Origin of the sequence: Vibrio sp. SG41-7 (assembly GCF_014164465.1) — a bacterium.
GTDB classification, from domain to species: Bacteria; Pseudomonadota; Gammaproteobacteria; order Enterobacterales; family Vibrionaceae; genus Vibrio; species Vibrio splendidus.
Genome location: NZ_JACJFF010000101.1, coordinates 1 through 17,498, shown reverse-complemented (window position 1 = coordinate 17,498; position 17,498 = coordinate 1). Strand labels below are relative to the sequence as shown.

16 protein-coding genes and 1 tRNA gene are annotated in these 17,498 nt (G+C 45.0%); 15 read left to right on the top strand and 2 right to left on the bottom strand.

Annotated features, from left to right (window positions below; translation table 11 throughout):
• Positions 1–36 precede the first annotated feature (36 nt).
• The 10 genes from H5300_RS20310 (at position 37) to luxS (ending at position 11,032) form a co-directional block, all read left to right on the top strand.
• Positions 37–113 (top strand) — tRNA-Arg (locus H5300_RS20310).
• Positions 114–488: 375 nt separating this feature from the next.
• Positions 489–746, top strand: coding sequence for an oxaloacetate decarboxylase subunit gamma (locus H5300_RS20305; protein WP_010435831.1), 258 nt, complete (start codon positions 489–491; stop codon positions 744–746).
• A gap of 31 nt (positions 747–777) precedes the next feature.
• The gene (gene oadA / locus H5300_RS20300) at positions 778–2,559 is read left to right on the top strand and encodes a sodium-extruding oxaloacetate decarboxylase subunit alpha (RefSeq protein ID WP_029222724.1); all 1,782 of its coding nucleotides are present in this window, start codon (positions 778–780) and stop codon (positions 2,557–2,559) included.
• 9 nt (positions 2,560–2,568) lie between these two features.
• Positions 2,569–3,699: a sodium ion-translocating decarboxylase subunit beta gene (locus tag H5300_RS20295; RefSeq protein WP_004735495.1), complete on the top strand. Its 1,131-nt coding sequence runs from the start codon at positions 2,569–2,571 to the stop codon at positions 3,697–3,699.
• A gap of 171 nt (positions 3,700–3,870) precedes the next feature.
• A complete protein-coding gene (locus H5300_RS20290; RefSeq protein WP_029222725.1) occupies positions 3,871–4,824 on the top strand; it encodes an NADP-dependent oxidoreductase in 954 nt (317 codons plus the stop codon).
• 6 nt (positions 4,825–4,830) lie between these two features.
• The gene (locus tag H5300_RS20285) at positions 4,831–5,292 is read left to right on the top strand and encodes a YqaA family protein (RefSeq protein ID WP_017097357.1); all 462 of its coding nucleotides are present in this window, start codon (positions 4,831–4,833) and stop codon (positions 5,290–5,292) included.
• Between the two features lie 9 nt (positions 5,293–5,301).
• A complete protein-coding gene (locus H5300_RS20280) occupies positions 5,302–8,160 on the top strand; it encodes a pitrilysin family protein (RefSeq protein ID WP_182796718.1) in 2,859 nt (952 codons plus the stop codon).
• 99 nt (positions 8,161–8,259) lie between these two features.
• Positions 8,260–9,828: a glutamate--cysteine ligase gene (gene gshA, locus H5300_RS20275; protein ID WP_029222726.1), complete on the top strand. Its 1,569-nt coding sequence runs from the start codon at positions 8,260–8,262 to the stop codon at positions 9,826–9,828.
• 10 nt (positions 9,829–9,838) lie between these two features.
• The gene (locus H5300_RS20270) at positions 9,839–10,489 is read left to right on the top strand and encodes a hypothetical protein (protein ID WP_182796717.1); all 651 of its coding nucleotides are present in this window, start codon (positions 9,839–9,841) and stop codon (positions 10,487–10,489) included.
• A 24-nt stretch (positions 10,490–10,513) separates the two neighbouring features.
• A complete protein-coding gene (gene luxS / locus H5300_RS20265; RefSeq protein WP_017079953.1) occupies positions 10,514–11,032 on the top strand; it encodes an S-ribosylhomocysteine lyase in 519 nt (172 codons plus the stop codon).
• 188 nt (positions 11,033–11,220) lie between these two features.
• On the opposite strand, the gene H5300_RS20260 is transcribed toward luxS, so the two are convergent.
• Together H5300_RS20260 and H5300_RS20255 are read right to left on the bottom strand one after the other, a co-directional pair.
• A complete protein-coding gene (locus H5300_RS20260; RefSeq protein ID WP_004735502.1) occupies positions 11,221–12,492 on the bottom strand; it encodes an HlyC/CorC family transporter in 1,272 nt (423 codons plus the stop codon).
• 127 nt (positions 12,493–12,619) lie between these two features.
• On the bottom strand, positions 12,620–13,414 hold the full coding sequence (locus H5300_RS20255) for an inner membrane protein YpjD (protein ID WP_017079954.1): 795 nt from the start codon (positions 13,412–13,414) through the stop codon (positions 12,620–12,622).
• 200 nt (positions 13,415–13,614) lie between these two features.
• On the opposite strand from H5300_RS20255, the gene ffh reads away from it, so the two are divergent.
• From ffh to rplS, 5 genes are all read left to right on the top strand, one after another.
• The gene (ffh, locus tag H5300_RS20250; protein WP_004735506.1) at positions 13,615–15,009 is read left to right on the top strand and encodes a signal recognition particle protein; all 1,395 of its coding nucleotides are present in this window, start codon (positions 13,615–13,617) and stop codon (positions 15,007–15,009) included.
• A 212-nt stretch (positions 15,010–15,221) separates the two neighbouring features.
• Positions 15,222–15,470 (top strand): 30S ribosomal protein S16, encoded by a 249-nt coding sequence (gene rpsP, locus H5300_RS20245; protein WP_004735508.1) that lies wholly within the window; start codon positions 15,222–15,224, stop codon positions 15,468–15,470.
• A gap of 24 nt (positions 15,471–15,494) precedes the next feature.
• Positions 15,495–16,049 carry a ribosome maturation factor RimM gene (rimM, locus tag H5300_RS20240; protein ID WP_004735510.1) on the top strand — a complete coding sequence of 185 codons (555 nt, stop codon included), beginning with the start codon at positions 15,495–15,497 and terminating at the stop codon, positions 16,047–16,049.
• Between the two features lie 26 nt (positions 16,050–16,075).
• Positions 16,076–16,816 (top strand): tRNA (guanosine(37)-N1)-methyltransferase TrmD, encoded by a 741-nt coding sequence (gene trmD / locus H5300_RS20235; RefSeq protein WP_004735512.1) that lies wholly within the window; start codon positions 16,076–16,078, stop codon positions 16,814–16,816.
• 59 nt (positions 16,817–16,875) lie between these two features.
• Entirely contained in the window at positions 16,876–17,229 is a 354-nt protein-coding gene (gene rplS / locus H5300_RS20230; protein WP_004735514.1) for a 50S ribosomal protein L19, read from the top strand.
• The last annotated feature ends 269 nt before the right edge of the window (positions 17,230–17,498 follow it).

Sequence of the window (17,498 nt, the reverse complement as noted above, 5' to 3'; positions counted from 1 at the left end):
TATTGCCTTAACTAACAGCTTAATATCGAAACCGTTGCGCCCTTAGCTCAGCTGGATAGAGTACCTGGCTACGAACCAGGCGGTCGGAGGTTCGAATCCTCCAGGGCGCACCACCTTATTAAAAAAAGCCTCGTTTATACGAGGCTTTTTTTATGTCTGCTGCAAATTTGTTGCGATAATGTTAAATTTTGTCGTTGTTTAACTTGTTGTATTTAAAGTAATTCTTGATTGCTTCTTTGTTATTCCACCTTTCTCATATCATTTCTAAGAAAAGCCCCGTTTAAGTCACAGTTTAAATATCTATAAATGACGTATTTGACAGATTTATGTGATCTGATAGGCGAATAATTAACCTTATGTGTGCGTTATCCGTAACAGAACCTTAAACAAAATTGACAAACTTTTACCAATCGAGATAATCCATGGGTCGGGATCACTATTCGCTGAAATCCTGCACGTATGTCAGGATGACGAAGAAAGGAAGCAACATGACTAATATTGGAAGCCTGCTAGGAGATGCGGCGACTCTAATGATAACGGGGATGTCCGTTGTCTTTATTTTCCTAACTATTCTAGTTTACCTCGTTCGGTTGATGTCAAAACTGGTACCAGAAGAAGTACCAGAGCCGATCGCAGCACCTAAAAAAATTAAAAAATCACAATCAAACCCTTCAGCTGTTAGTCCACAGGTAGTGGCAGCAATTTCGGCCGCGGTTCATCAATACCGTGCGTCTACTGCTAAGTAGCATTTAAAGGATTAAAAAGGAGTTTATGAGCATGTCTAAACCACTAGCTATCACAGATGTGGTACTTCGTGACGCGCACCAGTCACTATTTGCTACTCGTATGCGTATCGAAGATATGCTGCCAATTGCGGCAGAACTGGATAAAGTCGGTTACTGGTCTTTAGAGACTTGGGGCGGCGCAACGTTTGATTCGTGTATTCGTTTTCTAGGAGAAGATCCGTGGGAGCGTTTGCGTGAGCTGAAAAAAGCGATGCCAAACACACCAATGCAGATGCTACTGCGTGGTCAAAATTTATTGGGTTACCGTCACTACGCGGATGATGTAGTAGAGAAATTTGTTGAACGTGCCCATAAGAACGGCATGGACGTATTCCGTATTTTTGATGCGATGAATGACGTACGTAACTTTGAAACAGCAGTGAAAGCAACGATTGATGTTGGTGGTCACGCTCAAGGTACGTTGTCTTACACAACCAGTCCGGTTCACAACTCAGATACTTGGGTTGATTTGGCTAAACGCCTAGAGGATCTAGGTTGTCATTCACTATGTATCAAAGATATGTCAGGTTTATTAAAGCCGTATGAAGCGGAAGAGCTGATTACACGTATCAAATCATCGTGTGACGTTCCTCTAGCGTTGCATAGCCACGCGACAACAGGTCTATCGACAGCAACAGCGGTTAAAGCCGTTGAAGCGGGTATCGATATTCTAGACACCGCTATTTCTTCAATGAGCTGTACTTACGGTCACACGCCAACCGAAACGGTTGTTGCGATGTTAGAAGGTACAGAGCGTGATACCAATCTTAAGCTCGATCAGATCGAACCCATCGCGGCTTACTTCCGTGATGTACGTAAAAAGTACGCGAAATGGGAAGGTCAGCTAAAAGGTGTTGATTCACGTATCTTGATTGCTCAGGTTCCTGGCGGCATGTTAACCAACATGGAAGGCCAGCTTAAAGAACAGGGCGCAGCCGACCGTATGGACGAAGTGCTCGAAGAGATCCCTCGCGTACGTAAAGAGTTGGGTTACATTCCTTTGGTAACTCCTACTTCTCAGATTGTTGGTACTCAAGCGGTTATCAACGTTCTGACGGGTGAGCGCTACAAGAGCATCACTAAAGAGACTGCGGGTCTACTGAAAGGTGAATACGGTCAAGCGCCTGCTGAGGTTGATGCTGAATTGCAAGCGAAAGTGTTAGATGGTGCAGAGCCAATCACGTGTCGTCCTGCTGATTTACTTAAGTCTGAAATGGATACGTTAACGACAGACCTTTTAGAAAAAGCGAAATCAGATGGCATTTCACTCGCTGAAGATACCGTTGATGATGTACTGACATACGCACTTTTCCCACAAGTTGGTCTTAAGTTCCTTAAGAACCGTCGTAATCCTGAAGCATTTGAACCTGCACCAACTGCAGAAACGGCAGCTCCTGTTGCGGCACCACAGCCTGTTGCAGGTAGCATTGAAAGCTACAGCGTGAAGGTTGATGGTCAAGTTTATGATGTTGAAGTCGGGCCACAAGGCGAACTGACATCAGTATCTCCATCAGCGAAACCAGCACAAGCGTCTCAAGCTGCACCTGCCGCGGCTTCTGATGCAGAAGCGGTTCCAGCTCCATTAGCAGGTAACATCTTCAAAGTTATCGTTCAGCCTGGTGTTGAAGTGGCTGAAGGCGATGTGCTACTGATCTTGGAAGCGATGAAAATGGAAACGGAGGTTCGTGCTGCTCGTGGTGGTATCGTTCAGGAATTGAATGTTAAAGAAGGCGATGCAGTTACTGTAGGCGCTCCACTACTAAGCTTAGCGTAAGGGAGTACCATGGAAGGATTGATGACCTTATGGTCTGAAACAGGGATCGCTAACTTTGAGTTCGGCCAGATTTGTATGATGCTGGTCGGTTGCTTATTGTTGTTTTTGGCAATTCGTAAAGGATTTGAACCGTTACTTTTATTACCGATTGGTTTTGGTGCTGTACTAGCAAACATTCCAAATGCTGGGTTTACTGATCCCGGTGGTTTGCTTTACTACGTTTACTACATTGGTATTGAAACGGGTATTTTCCCACTGCTGATCTTTATGGGTGTTGGTGCAATGACGGACTTCGGTGCGTTGATTGCTAACCCTAAAACGTTATGGCTAGGGGCTGCGGCTCAGTTTGGTATCTTCGCAACGCTATTTGGTGCGATCTTGCTGAACTATGTTCCAGGAATGGAATTCTCAATGGCAGATGCTTCGTCAATTGCGATCATTGGTGGTGCCGATGGCCCAACCGCGATCTTCTTGGCGAGTAAGTTATCTCCTGACCTACTAGGTGCCATTGCGGTTGCGGCTTATAGCTATATGGCTTTGGTTCCTATTATTCAGCCACCTATCATGAAAGCGCTAACGACGCCGGAAGAACGCAAGATTAAGATGGCGCAGTTACGTCACGTTGGTAAAGCCGAGAAGATCCTTTTCCCGCTTGCTGTACTACTGATGACGATTCTGTTCCTACCTTCAGCAACACCTCTAGTAGGTATGTTCTGCTTGGGTAACTTAATGCGTGAAGCGGGTGTGGTTGATCGCCTTTCAAAAACAGCTCAAAACGAACTGATTAACGTCGTAACTATTTTCCTTGGCCTAGGTGTTGGTTCTAAGCTTCAAGCGGACACGTTCTTGAACTTAGAGACGCTGGGTATTTTAGGTTTAGGTGCGGTGGCGTTTAGTATTGGTACGGCGGGTGGCGTGTTAATGGCGAAGTTGCTTAATCGCTTCTCTAAAGAAGACATCAACCCATTGATTGGCGCGGCTGGTGTATCAGCGGTTCCGATGGCGGCTCGTGTGGTAAACAAGGTTGGTCTTGAGGCAAACCCTCAGAACTTCTTGTTGATGCATGCGATGGGCCCGAATGTAGCTGGTGTACTTGGTAGTGCGGTTGCGGCGGGTATTCTATTGGCTCTAGTGGGTTAGTAGGTTCCTAGGTCACGTATCGTTACGTTAATTGGTCGTCAATTTACGAATGAGCGGTTAACTTAGCCTTATTAAATGGTTTATAGTCAAAGGGATGCTTTCGCATCCCTTTCTTTTTATCAATTAGGGTGCTTGCTCATTAGGGCTTTTATCAATCAAGGAAATGTGGAAATGGAAAATAAACAGATAGCGATTACTCAATTCGGCGGTGTCGAAAACCTCAGTATTCAAACCCGTGCTATTCCTGAGCCTAAGGCTGGAGAAGTCGTGGTTAAAGTTTCCTTTTCGGGCATTAATCCGATTGATGTTAAAACCCGTGCTGGTCTAGGTTGGGCTGCAGCACAGAACAAAGATAACCTGCCTTGGGTACCTGGTTATGACATTTCAGGGCAAATTGTCACCCTAGGGGAGCAGGCTGAGCGCTTTGCGGTTGGCGACAACGTGGCAGGCTTTATTGGTTTCCCACTGCAAGGTGGCGGTTACAGCCAATATGTGTGTGTCCCAGAAGCGGCATTAAGCATGGTTCCTGATTCGGTGACTCTAGAAGCGGCTGCTGCATTACCACTAGCCAGCCAAACGGCAGCCCAAGCACTCAACAAAGCGGAAGTGAAAGAGGGCGATCGCGTACTTATCTTAGCGGGTGCTGGCGGCGTTGGTCATCTAGCGGTTCAAATCGCCGTGGCAGCGAAAGCCGAGGTTTACACAACTTGTAGCGAAGCGAATCTTGATTACTTAGCAACGCTAGGCGCTCATGCGATTAACTATAAATTTGCGCCAGCATCGGAAAGAGTCTCTGATGTTGATGTGCTGATTGATTTGGTCGGTGGCGATACCGCTCTCGATGCATTGAAGTGTCTAAAAGATGGCGCAAGAGTGGTGACAGTCCCAACTTTATCTGCAGAATTGATCTGCGAAAAAGCAACATTATTAGGCTTTACTGCATCAGGTATGCTGGTTGAGCCAAACCCAGAGCAAATGGACACTATGCTGTACATGGTCAGTGTCGGATTGCTCAAAACAGAAATTCAAGGTATCTACCAGTTAGACGAAGCGCAGTCAGCTCATCTACAGGTTGAAACCGGACACACCAGAGGCAAGGTGCTACTTAAAATGCAAGAAGGTTGATAGGCAGTGCTAGAGTTTTTTAATTCTCTGTTTGAAAACATAGCGCTGTGGTTCTCTGACTCGGCGCTGTGGGTACTCTTTATTAGTGGCTTTTTGAGTGCCACATTATTGCCCGGGGGATCAGAAGCGAGCCTTGTGGCAGCCTTGAGCTTAGAGCAGTTCTCAACATCATCGATCATTCTTCTGGCGACACTCGGTAATACTTTGGGGGGCCTGACCAACTATTGGATTGGTTTATGGTTGCCTAATCGAACTCAATCTGAAAAGCATGGTCATAAGGCTATGGCTTGGCTGAGCCGTTATGGTTACTGGACACTGTTATTCAGTTGGTTACCCATCATTGGTGATCCTTTGTGTCTAGCTGCCGGTTGGCTGAGAATGAAATTTATCCCTAGCGTTATTTTGATAGCGATTGGCAAAGCCGCTCGCTACAGCTTACTTGCTGCTATCTACTTCGGTTTTTTCTAAGGAGAACCTATGAAAAAGGTTTTACTTGGTACATTTTCTCTTATCGCCATTGCTGGCTGTTCTTACAATGTACCTAGCTCAACACCCTTCTTTTCCTCGTTACCGGAAGGCGTCACTCTGTTAGAAGAGGTTAAGCCTTCTAAAGATAAAGTCGTGATTCCTTATGCGAAGTATCAGCTTGAAAACGGCTTGACCGTTATTCTTTCTCCTGATGATTCTGATCCACTTGTTCATGTTGATGTGACCTATCATGTGGGTTCTGCTCGTGAACAGATTGGCAAATCAGGCTTTGCTCACTTCTTTGAACACATGATGTTCCAAGGCTCAGAGAACGTCGGTGATCAACAGCACTTTAAGATCATCACCGAAGCGGGTGGTTCGTTAAATGGCACCACCAACCGTGACCGCACTAACTACTTTGAAACCGTTCCTTCTAACCAACTTGAAAAAATGTTGTGGTTAGAATCAGACAGAATGGGTTTCTTGTTAGATGCGGTTTCTCAAAAGAAATTTGAGGTGCAAAGAGGCACGGTTAAGAATGAGCGAGCGCAAAGCTATGAAAACCGCCCTTACGGTTTGATGTGGGAGCGCATGGGAGAAGCACTGTATCCAGAAGGTCACCCTTACTCGTGGCAACCAATCGGTTATGTTGAAGACTTAGATCGTGTTGATGTGAATGACCTTAAGGCATTTTTCTTACGTTGGTATGGCCCAAACAATGCCGTGTTAACGATCGGTGGTGATATCGACGTTGATGACACGCTAGAGTGGGTTAACAAGTACTTTGGCCCTATCCCTCAAGGACCTGAAGTTAAGGCGGCAGAGAAGCAACCTGCAGTGCTGACTGAAGACAAGTACATCACCTTAAAAGATAATATTCGTCAGCCGATGGTGCTTGTTGGTTGGCCAACAACGTATCGTGGTGAAGAGACGCAGGCTTCATTGAATGCACTGTCCAATGTGTTAGGTTCTGGCACCAACAGTTACCTGTATCAAAACCTCGTAAAAACGCAAAAAGCGGTGAGCGCAGGATCTTTCCATGATTGTGCTGAGCTTGCATGTACCATGTATGTGTATGCGATGGGTAATTCAGGTGAAAAAGGCGATTTGACGGTTCTGAACAAAGAGCTGATGGATACCTTAGATCAATTCTCGAAAGAGGGCGTTGAACAAGAGCGTTTAGACCAGATCACTGGTATGGCAGAAGCGGATGCAGTTTTTGCACTGCAAAGTGTTAAAGGCAAGGTTTCACAGCTTGCGTCTAACCAAACCTTCTATGGTCAGCCGGATCGCATTGAATCGCAACTCGATCAAATTCGAGCGGTTACTCCAGAAAGCGTAAGCAAGGCATACCAAGATTTCATCGAAGGCAAGCACAAGGTTACGTTGAGTGTGGTTCCTAAGAAAAAACTGGACTTAGCGGTTCGTGAGGCTACCTTTACCACACCTGCACGTACCCTTCCTGAATACAGCAAGGTGACGGAAGACCAACTGGATTTCAGAAAGGCGCCAAACACATTTGATCGCAGCGTGATGCCAGAAGTGAACTTTGGTGTTGAAGCGACCATGCCTGAGTTGTACCGCATGCACTTTGCGAACGGCACTGACTTGATTGGTACCGTGACCAGTGAAACGCCGACAGTACAGCTGCAAATTCAACTGCCTGCAGGCGAACGCTATGTTCGTAAAGGTCAAGAAGGCTTAGCGAACCTAACGGCTTCGATGATGGAAGAGGGGGCGACTAAACGAACGGTTGAAGAACTACAGGCGACCTTAGATAAGCTTGGCAGTAGCGTTAGCATTGGCGCAGGCAGTTATACCACGGATATTTCGGTTTCAACGTTAGAGAAAAACCTGCCTCAAACCTTAGCGATCGTACAAGAGGTTCTGTTTGAGCCTAAGTTTGATGAGCAAGACTTTGAACGTGTTAAGAAGCAGATGCTTGAAGGTGTTGTCTATCAGCATCAACAACCAAGTTGGATGGCTTCTCAAGCAACCCGTGAAGTGCTATTTGGTGACAGTATTTTTGCTCGAGCAAGCGATGGCACCAAGGCGTCTCTATCGGATCTAACCTTAGATGATGTGAAAAAATTCTATGCACAACACTACACACCGGAAGGTGCCAATATTGTTGTTGTGGGAGACATATCGAAGAAAGAGATAGGGAAACAGCTACAATTCTTTGAACAGTGGCAAGGCGATGCGGCACCACTAACGCGTCCGCAGATCATCAAAGAGCTTTCAGGACAGCATCTGTATTTAGTTGATAAACCGGGTGCACCGCAAAGTATTGTTCGTTTAGTACGTAAAGGTTTACCTTTCGACGCGACTGGTGAGTTGTATTTGAGCCAGTTAGCCAACTTTAACTTAGCCGGTAACTTCAATAGCCGCATTAACCAAAACTTACGTGAAGACAAGGCGTACACTTACGGTGCGAGCGGTTACTTCGCGAGTACGCGTGAAACTGGTGCGGTAGTATTTAGTGCTCAAGTGAGAGCCAATGCGACGGTTCCATCGATTCAAGAGTTTATCTCTGAGCTAAATGAATTTAGTCAGAGTGGATTAACTGACGAAGAGGTGAAATTTATGCGCCTTGCCGTCGGTCAACAAGATGCACTTAAATACGAAACGCCAAGTCAAAAGGCTGGGTTGTTGAGTAATATTGTTGCGCTGAGCCTTGATGAAGATTATCTGCAACAACGTAATCAGATAGTTGAAACGGTCTCAAAAGAGACTTTAAACGAGCTATCTAAGAAATGGTTTGACCCGAATGATTATCAAATAATTGTTGTTGGTGATGCGACTTCGCTTCGTCCTCAACTAGAAAAGTTAGATATTCCAATAGAAGAGCTTGAAATCATTCGTTAGAGTACACATTAAAGGGGGAGGGAAAAGACTCTATTTTTCTCCTCCAACCTAATTTATGATAGTTCTAATCAGAACGATATAAGATAAGTGAACTGAATTTTGACTGATTTTGCTGCGCGACTAAAGCAAGTTGCAACCAACCCTAAGACCTTCTCTCAATTTGGTCGTGGTGTTGAAAGGGAAACGTTACGCTACACGGAAGATGGGCATCTTGCTACCGGGCCGCACCCAAAGGCTTTGGGATCTGCGTTGATGAACGGATGGGTAACGACCGATTTTTCCGAGTCGCTACTGGAGTTTATTACGCCTGTTTCTAACGACGTTCCGACTCTTTTGAATCAGTTGTCTGATATCCATCACTTCACACAAACCAAGTTAGATGGCGAAAAGATGTGGCCGCTTTCTATGCCTTGTTACGTAGGCAGTGAAGATTACATTCAGCTAGCGCAATACGGCACCTCTAACAACGGCAAAATGAAGACGCTATATCGTGAAGGCCTAAAGCGCCGTTACGGTAGCCTGATGCAGATTATTTCTGGTGTTCACTTCAACTTCTCTTTCCCAGAAAGTTTTTGGGATAGCCTGTTTGGAGAGCAAACAGAAGAAGCGCGTTGTGAAGCTAAGTCAGATGCGTACTTTGGTTTGATTCGTAATTATTACCGTTTTGGTTGGTTAATCCCATATTTCTTCGGTGCTTCACCTGCACTATGTCCTTCTTTCATCAAAGGAAGAGAGACAAAGTTACCTTTTGAGAAGGTTGGCGAGACACTGTATCTGCCAAAAGCAACGGCACTTCGCCTGAGTGATCTTGGCTACACCAATAGTGCTCAAAGCGTATTAAAGATTGGCTTCAACAGCCTAGACCAGTACCTTGAAGGTCTGAACCAAGCGATTCGCACGCCATCAGAAGAGTTTGCTGAGATAGGCACTAAGGTTGATGGTGAATACCGTCAATTGAATAGTAACGTTCTTCAAATCGAGAACGAGCTTTATGCACCAATTCGCCCTAAGCGCGTGGCGAAAAGTGGTGAAAAACCATCGGAAGCACTGGCTCGTGCTGGTGTTGAGTACATCGAGGTTCGTTCTTTGGACGTAAACCCATTCAGCTCAATTGGTATCAATGAGCAACAAGTTCGCTTCCTCGATCTATTCTTAACTTGGAGTGTTCTATCTGACTCTGCTGAGATGGATAACTGCGAACTTGAATGCTGGCGCGATAACTGGAACAAGGTGATCTTAGAAGGTCGTCAGGTTGGTTTAGAACTCAAGATTGGTTGTGATGGCGAGAGACTGTCTCTGCAAGATTGGGCTAAACGCGTATTCAAAGATCTTCGTGTTATCGCTGAGTTGATGGATGCTGAACAAGGTGGTCGTGCATACCAAGAAACGTGCGATACGCTTGAAACTTGGATCGATAACCCAGAGCTGACCATTTCTGGCCAGTTGCTAGAAGAGACCAAAAAATTAGGTGGCTTGGGTAAAGTGGGTTGTGCGTTAGGAAAAACGTACGCTCAGCAACACAAAGCACACCAATATAAAGTTTACTCAGCTGAGTTGATGGAAGCGGAAGTTCAACGCTCTGTGATTGCTCAGCAACAAAGTGAAGAAGCAAGCACTCAAGATTTTGACAGCTTCTTAACGGATTATTTTTCGTATTTAAAAGCATAGCGAGACTTTGGTGGAAAGGAAGCAAGCCTTATTAGGCCAGCCTAAACGCGTAAGTGGAAAATGGTTGCCAGTAGTGACTGTTGGTGTTGTCTCTAGCCTATTGGTTGGATGTGCAACGCCACCGCCAAAGCAGCAAGATAACTTGTGTAGCATCTTCAGAGAACACCCGTCGTGGTATGAAGATGCACTCGATATGCAAGAAGAGTGGGGTACGCCGATCAACGTAGCGATGGCTTTTGTGAAACAAGAGAGTAGCTATCGTCATGATGCGCGCCCACCTAAAGATTACATTCTTGGCTTTATTCCGTGGGGACGCGTGAGTAGTGCCTACGGTTATGCACAAGCTCAAGACCCTGCTTGGGAAGATTTCCAAAAGGCGACCAATAACGGTGGCTCAAGAACCAATTTTGATGATGCATTGATGTTCATCGGTTGGTACACCAGCGAGACGCGTCGTCAGCTTGGTATCTCACTATGGGATCCGTATAGCCAGTATTTGGCTTATCATGAAGGTCGTGGTGGCTATAAGCGCAAGTCATACAATAGCAAACCATCGTTGATTAAGGTGGCGCGCAAAGTCGAACAGCAAGCAAAAGATTATGGATGGCAGCTTAAACAGTGTCGTAAAGAACTAGAAGACAATAGAAGTTGGTTTTTCTAAAGCCAACCGTCATGGAGAAGAGCAATGCCTTTATTAGATAGTTTCACTGTTGATCACACGCGCATGAACGCACCTGCAGTTCGTGTAGCTAAAACAATGCAAACCCCAAAAGGGGATACCATCACTGTGTTTGACCTGCGTTTTACTGCGCCAAACAAAGACATCCTATCTGAGAAAGGTATCCATACTCTAGAGCACCTTTACGCAGGATTTATGCGTAATCAATTGAACGGTTCAGATGTAGAGATTATCGATATTTCACCAATGGGCTGTCGTACTGGTTTCTACATGAGCCTAATTGGTACGCCTTCAGAGCAGCAAGTAGCAGACGGTTGGTTGGCTGCAATGCAAGATGTGCTGAAAGTTGAGAATCAAAATAAGATCCCTGAGCTGAACGAGTACCAATGTGGTACCGCGGCAATGCACTCTTTGGATGAAGCTAAAGATATCGCTAATGCGATCATCGCTGCCGGTATCTCTGTAAACAAAAATGATGAACTGGCACTGCCAGAGTCGATGCTTCAAGAGCTTAAGATCGACTAGTCATTGTTAGTTCACCTTGAATACGCTTCACTCTAGAGACAGAGCGAGTTAGATACTAAAAGGCCCGGTTCAATGAACCGGGCCTTTTTCGTCAACGTATTTTAGGACGAGACATATTTTAGGGTTAGGCAGTTGTCGCAGTGAGCTTGTGATTACTCACTTAGTTATCCCAGTCCAGCAAACCACTTTTATCCGTTAACGATCTGCGGGAACACGCGAACGAGCTTGATACGGTTCTCTTCGAGTTCGACAATTTCCATTGGATGACTCGCAACCTGAACACTCAGGTGACTTTCTGGAATGTCTTCAAGGTGTTCCAGTATTAAACCATTAAGTGTTCTTGGGCCGTTTGTAGGTAGTGTCCACTGCAAGCCTTTGTTTATGTCACGGATATTGGCGCTGCCTTCAATCAAGAAGCTGCCATCGCTTTGCGGTGTGATCTCTTCAGATAAGCTTGGTGCAATTGAGGTCGTAAACTCACCAACGATTTCTTCTAGAATATCTTCAAGGGTAACCAAGCCGTTGATATCGCCATACTCATCCACAATCAAACCTATGCGCTGTTTATTGCGCTGAAACTTAAGTAGTTGGATATTGAGTGGTGTCGCTTCAGGAATAAAGTAGATCTCATCCGCAGCACGCAACAGTGTCTCTTTATTGAATTCGTTCTTTTCAAGCATCAAGCGGTAAGCTTCTCGTAACCTAAGCATGCCAACCACTTCATCTATCTGGTCACGATATAACACAATACGCCCATGAGGGGAGTGAGTTAATTGGCGAACGATAGATTTCCAGTCATCATTGATGTCGATGCCAGTGATTTCATTTCGAGGCACCATGATGTCGTTCACGGTTACGTGTTCTAAATCTAAAATAGACACCAACATATCTTGGTGGCGCTGAGGTATCAGGCTTCCCGCTTCATTTACCACGGTTCTCAGCTCTTCAGAACTTAAGTGGTCGGTCGCATCATGGCGGGCTTTGACGCCTAAGATACGAATAAAACCGTTGGTAATGAAGTTCACCAATATCACCAATGGTGACAATACCTTCATCAGGATCATCAAAAGGATACTACTGGCGTAAGAGACACGCTCTGGAAACAGAGAGGCGATGGTTTTTGGGGTTACCTCGGCAAACACGAGGATCACGAGAGTCAGGACACCGGTCGCAATTGCGACGCCGATATCCCCGTAGATGCGCATACCAAGAATAGTCGCGATCGCAGACGCAAGAATGTTGACTAGATTGTTGCCGATGAGAATGAGGCCGATCAATCTGTCTGGGCGGTTCAGAAGTTTTTCTACGCGTTTGGCACCTTTATGACCCGTATTGGCCAAGTGCTTTAAACGGTAGCGGTTCAAGGACATCATGCCTGTTTCGGAACCAGAGAAATAACCAGAAATTACAATGAGACACGCGAGTAGCGCAAATAAGATACCCGTTGATATGTCGTCCAAAACTATTCTTTTCCTATTTGTGTATCTTGATTAATTTATGACCGAACATGGTCGAGATGTCAATTGAATCTAACGGACTCAATATTTTAAAGGCAAGGTGTGTGAGACATTGCCTTCATTTTACAGACTAATTCAGGATGATTTCCTGAACGAAGCGGCTACCGAAGTAGGCTAATGTGAGCATGCTGGCACCGGCAAGTGCGAACCAAGTGACTTTTTGTCCACGCCAACCTTTCTGATAGTGACCCCATAGAAGGATGGAGTAGATAACCCAAGCAATAAAAGACAATACAGCCTTGTGTGCTTTTCCTTGAGCAAACATATCTTGTACGAAGATAAGGCCTGTCAATAAAGTACCTGTTAATAAGCCATTACCGATCAGAATGATCTTGAAAAGCTGTCTTTCCACCATCATTAAAGGAGGTAGGTTAGGGTTTATCACTAACGCTTTTTTCTTTTTAAGTTTGTGATCTAGCCACGCAAGTTGTAGGGCGTATAGCGCACCGATAGTCAACGTCGCGTATGAGAACAAAGCCAAAGAGATGTGCAGTAGCAGCTTTGGGTCATTCTCTAGATGTTTGATGAACGTGCTTGAAAGAAAAGTGGCAGCCATTAGATTTAGAGCTGCGAAGCTATAAACAACCGGCAAGATGAACCACAAACGGGTTTTGAGCATCGCACCGCTCATGACCAAAGAGATGATTAAACTGATCAATGAAGCAACGTTCAAGATACTGAGGTTTTGGCCACTGGCATTAAAAATTAAATCGCCAAGCAACCAAGCATGGAAAGCTAAAGCAAGTAATGCGCTGATAAACACCGTTTTTACGCGGATTCCTGTTTGGTGCACGAGACCTGGAATGATCGTGGAAATCGCCATTGTATAAAGAAAGGCCGCTGCGATCGCAATAAGACTGTCCATGGTATCCATTTAAATGATTACTAATTGGCGAATTATACCTCGCATCGCTCTTTGGGGCTATGGTGAACCTCATTCAATTCCAAGTGAATAATGTCTCACATCACAAGCGTGGATGATTAACGCTCTACAACGGGTATGACTCTAATCCGCGCTAATGTATACTCACAGTAATAGTCGCAGTTTTGAGCGAAGAGAAAACTATGTTTGATAATTTAACGGATCGTCTATCCAAAACGCTGAAGAACATCAGCGGTAAAGGTCGTCTGACCGAAGACAATATAAAAGAGACGCTGCGTGAAGTACGTATGGCGCTACTTGAAGCCGACGTTGCACTGCCCGTTGTCCGCGATTTTGTTAAGCGCGTAAAAGAAGGCGCTGTGGGTGTTGAGGTTTCTAAATCTCTAACTCCTGGTCAAGAATTCATTAAGATCGTTCAAGCTGAGCTTGAAGCGGTGATGGGTGAGTCTAACGAGGCTCTTGACCTAGCAGCACAGCCGCCAGCCGTTATTTTAATGGCAGGTCTACAAGGTGCGGGTAAAACCACATCGGTAGGTAAGCTATCTAAGCTCCTGACTGAGCGTGACAAGAAGAAAGTTTTGGTTGTGTCTGCCGACGTTTACCGTCCAGCGGCAATCAAACAGCTTGAAACGTTAGCAAGCGATGTTGGCGTCGACTTCTTCCCATCTTCAGCTGATCAAAAGCCTCTTGATATTGCAAACGCTGCAATCGACCATGCGAAGAAGAAATTCTACGACGTGCTAATTGTCGATACTGCTGGTCGTTTGGCTATCGATGAAGAGATGATGGGCGAGATCAAAGAGCTTCATACAGCAATTAAACCAGTAGAGACTCTGTTCGTTGTTGATGCAATGACAGGTCAAGATGCTGCGAACACTGCAAAAGCTTTTGGTGATACGCTACCACTAACCGGTGTTATCTTGACGAAAGTTGATGGTGATGCGCGAGGTGGTGCTGCACTGTCTGTTCGTCATATCACTGGCAAGCCGATTAAATTCTTAGGTGTTGGTGAAAAGACTGACGCACTAGAACCATTCCACCCAGATCGTGTTGCTTCTCGTATCTTAGGTATGGGCGACGTACTGTCTCTTATTGAAGACCTACAGAAAAACGTTGATACCGAGAAAGCAGAGAAACTGGCTAAGAAGTTCAAAGAGAAGAAAGGCTTTGACCTTGAAGACTTCCGTGAGCAGCTTGGTCAGATGAAAAACATGGGCGGAATGATGGGCATGATGGATAAGCTTCCAGGCATGTCTCAGCTACCAGACAACGTTAAAGATAAAGTTGATGACAAGATGTTCAAGCAAATGGAAGCGATCATCAACTCTATGACAATGAAAGAACGTCAGCGTCCAGACCTAATCAAAGGCTCACGCAAAAAGCGTATTGCTGCAGGTTCTGGTACGCAGGTACAAGATGTAAACCGTATGCTTAAACAGTTCACTCAAATGCAGAAGATGATGAAGAAAATGCAGAAAGGTGGAATGAAAGGCATGATGCGCAACATGCAAGGCATGATGGGCGGCGGTGGAGGTATGGGCGGAATGGGTGGTGGTTTTAACCCGTTTGGTCGATAATCTACAAATGTAAGCTTTAGCTACGTTACTTTTCATAGTGTTAGCCGTGTCACAGAAAGTGTCCGGTTGCTATGTTGGTGAAAAAATAGCTAAAGCCCTTGCATTGCACCGGAATAAGAGTAAAATTCCGGGGCTTTAATTTGGCACGAGACCCCAAGCTATTTACTTATACTTGGGGTTAATTATTTTATTAAGAAAGCAAAGAGGACGACATGGTAACCATTCGTTTGGCACGTCACGGTGCAAAGAAGCGCCCATTTTATCAAATCGTAGTTGCGGATAGCCGTAACTCTGTAACTGGCCGTTTCATCGAGAAAGTAGGTTTCTTTAACCCTACTGCTCAAGGTCAAGAAGAAGGTCTACGTCTAGACCTAGATCGTGTTAACCACTGGGTTGGTCAAGGCGCATCTCTATCTGATCGTGTAGCTAAGCTAGTTAAAGACGCTCAAAAAGCGGCTTAATTCTTTTTTAAAGAGAAATAGCTTATGTCGATGAAGGGTAAAGAAACGATGAGCGAGCAAAATAATAGAATTGTCATGGGTAAACTTGGGTCTACCTATGGTATTCGTGGCTGGCTTAAAGTGTTCTCCTACACAGACAATGCTGAAAGCATATTTGATTACAGCCCTTGGTATTTAAACCAAAAGGGTAAGTGGGTTGAGTACAAAGTTGAGAGCTGGAAACGTCATGGCCAAGGTTATGTATGTAAGCTAGCGGGATTAGATGTTCGTGAAGACGCGCAACTGATGACTAACTTTGAAATTGCTATTGACCCTGCTTCGTTACCTGAATTGTCAGAAGATGAATTCTACTGGCGCGAATTGTTCGGTATGCAAGTTTTTACCACTAAAGGTTACGACCTTGGTGAGGTCACTGACCTATTAGAAACTGGCTCGAACGATGTTCTAGTAATTAAAGCAAATCTTAAAGATGCTTTTGGCCAAAAGGAACGGTTAGTACCGTACCTTGAAGAGCAAGTGATCAAGAAAGTTGATCGCGAAGCTCGCCGGATCGAAGTTGACTGGGATCCTGGATTCTAACTCCAAATTACAGAGCGAGAGAACACATGTGGGTTGGCATTATTAGCCTGTTTCCTGAAATGTTCCGTTCTGTTACTGATTTTGGAGTAACAGGTCAAGCGGTTAAAAAAGGTCTTTTATCTATTGAGACATGGAATCCTCGCGATTTCACTCATGATAAACATCGCACTGTTGATGATAGACCTTACGGTGGTGGTCCTGGCATGTTAATGATGGTTCAGCCTTTGCGCGATGCTATCCAAACTGCCAAGCAAGCAGCACCGGGAAAGACGAAAGTAATCTATCTTTCACCTCAAGGTCGTAAACTCGACCAGAAAGGTGTTGAAGAGTTGGCAACAAACGAGAACTTGCTTCTTATTTGTGGTCGCTATGAAGGGGTAGATGAGCGCATTATTCAATCTGAAGTCGACGAAGAATGGTCGATTGGCGATTTTGTGATGACGGGTGGCGAACTGCCAGCCATGACGTTGATTGATTCAGTCTCTCGGTTTGTTCCGGGTGTACTTGGAGATTTCGCTTCAGCAGAAGAAGATTCTTTTGCAAATGGTTTGCTAGATTGTCCCCATTATACGCGCCCTGAGGTGCTAGACGATAAAGATGTGCCATCGGTACTCAAGTCTGGAAACCATAAGGACATTCGTCGCTGGCGATTAAAACAATCGTTGGGCCGAACTTGGCTAAGAAGACCAGAGCTCCTGGAAAACCTAGCTCTGACTGACGAACAGGAACAATTACTGGCTGAATTCATTAAAGAGCAACGCTCTTAACGAAAAGCAAGCAGTAACCTATTAAATTTAGTATCAGTTTATTCTAGGAATTTATACAAATGAGCAACATCATCAAGGCTCTTGAAGAAGAGCAACTAAAATCAGACCTTCCTAAATTCGCACCAGGTGACACTGTTGTAGTTCAGGTTAAGGTAAAAGAAGGTGACCGTGAGCGTCTACAGGCTTTCGAAGGCGTTGTAATCGCTATTCGTAACCGTGGTCTACACTCTGCATTCACAGTTCGTAAGATCTCGAACGGTGAAGGCGTAGAGCGTGCGTTCCAAACTCACTCTCCAATGGTTGATAGCATCGAAGTTAAACGCCGTGGTGCAGTACGTCGTGCCAAGTTGTACTACCTACGTGAGCGTTCTGGTAAGTCAGCTCGTATTAAAGAGAAGCTTACTAAGAAGTAATTCTTTTTGCATTCTATCGATAAAAGCGGAGCCATTTGGCTCCGCTTTTTTGTGTCTGCTATTTGGAGCTGAGTAGGTAAGAGAGCCTCAATTCGCTCGTTCCTCGCTCTTGAGGATGACGGACTAAAACAAAACTCACATTGAACCGTCATATATGGACCCACCCAGTTTGCAAGTAATTTTACACGTTTGGTAATAGAGTCATTGCCTTCATATATTCGGCCTATTTATTGAGCACATTATTATTGTGTTCATGGCCCTGATGTAAT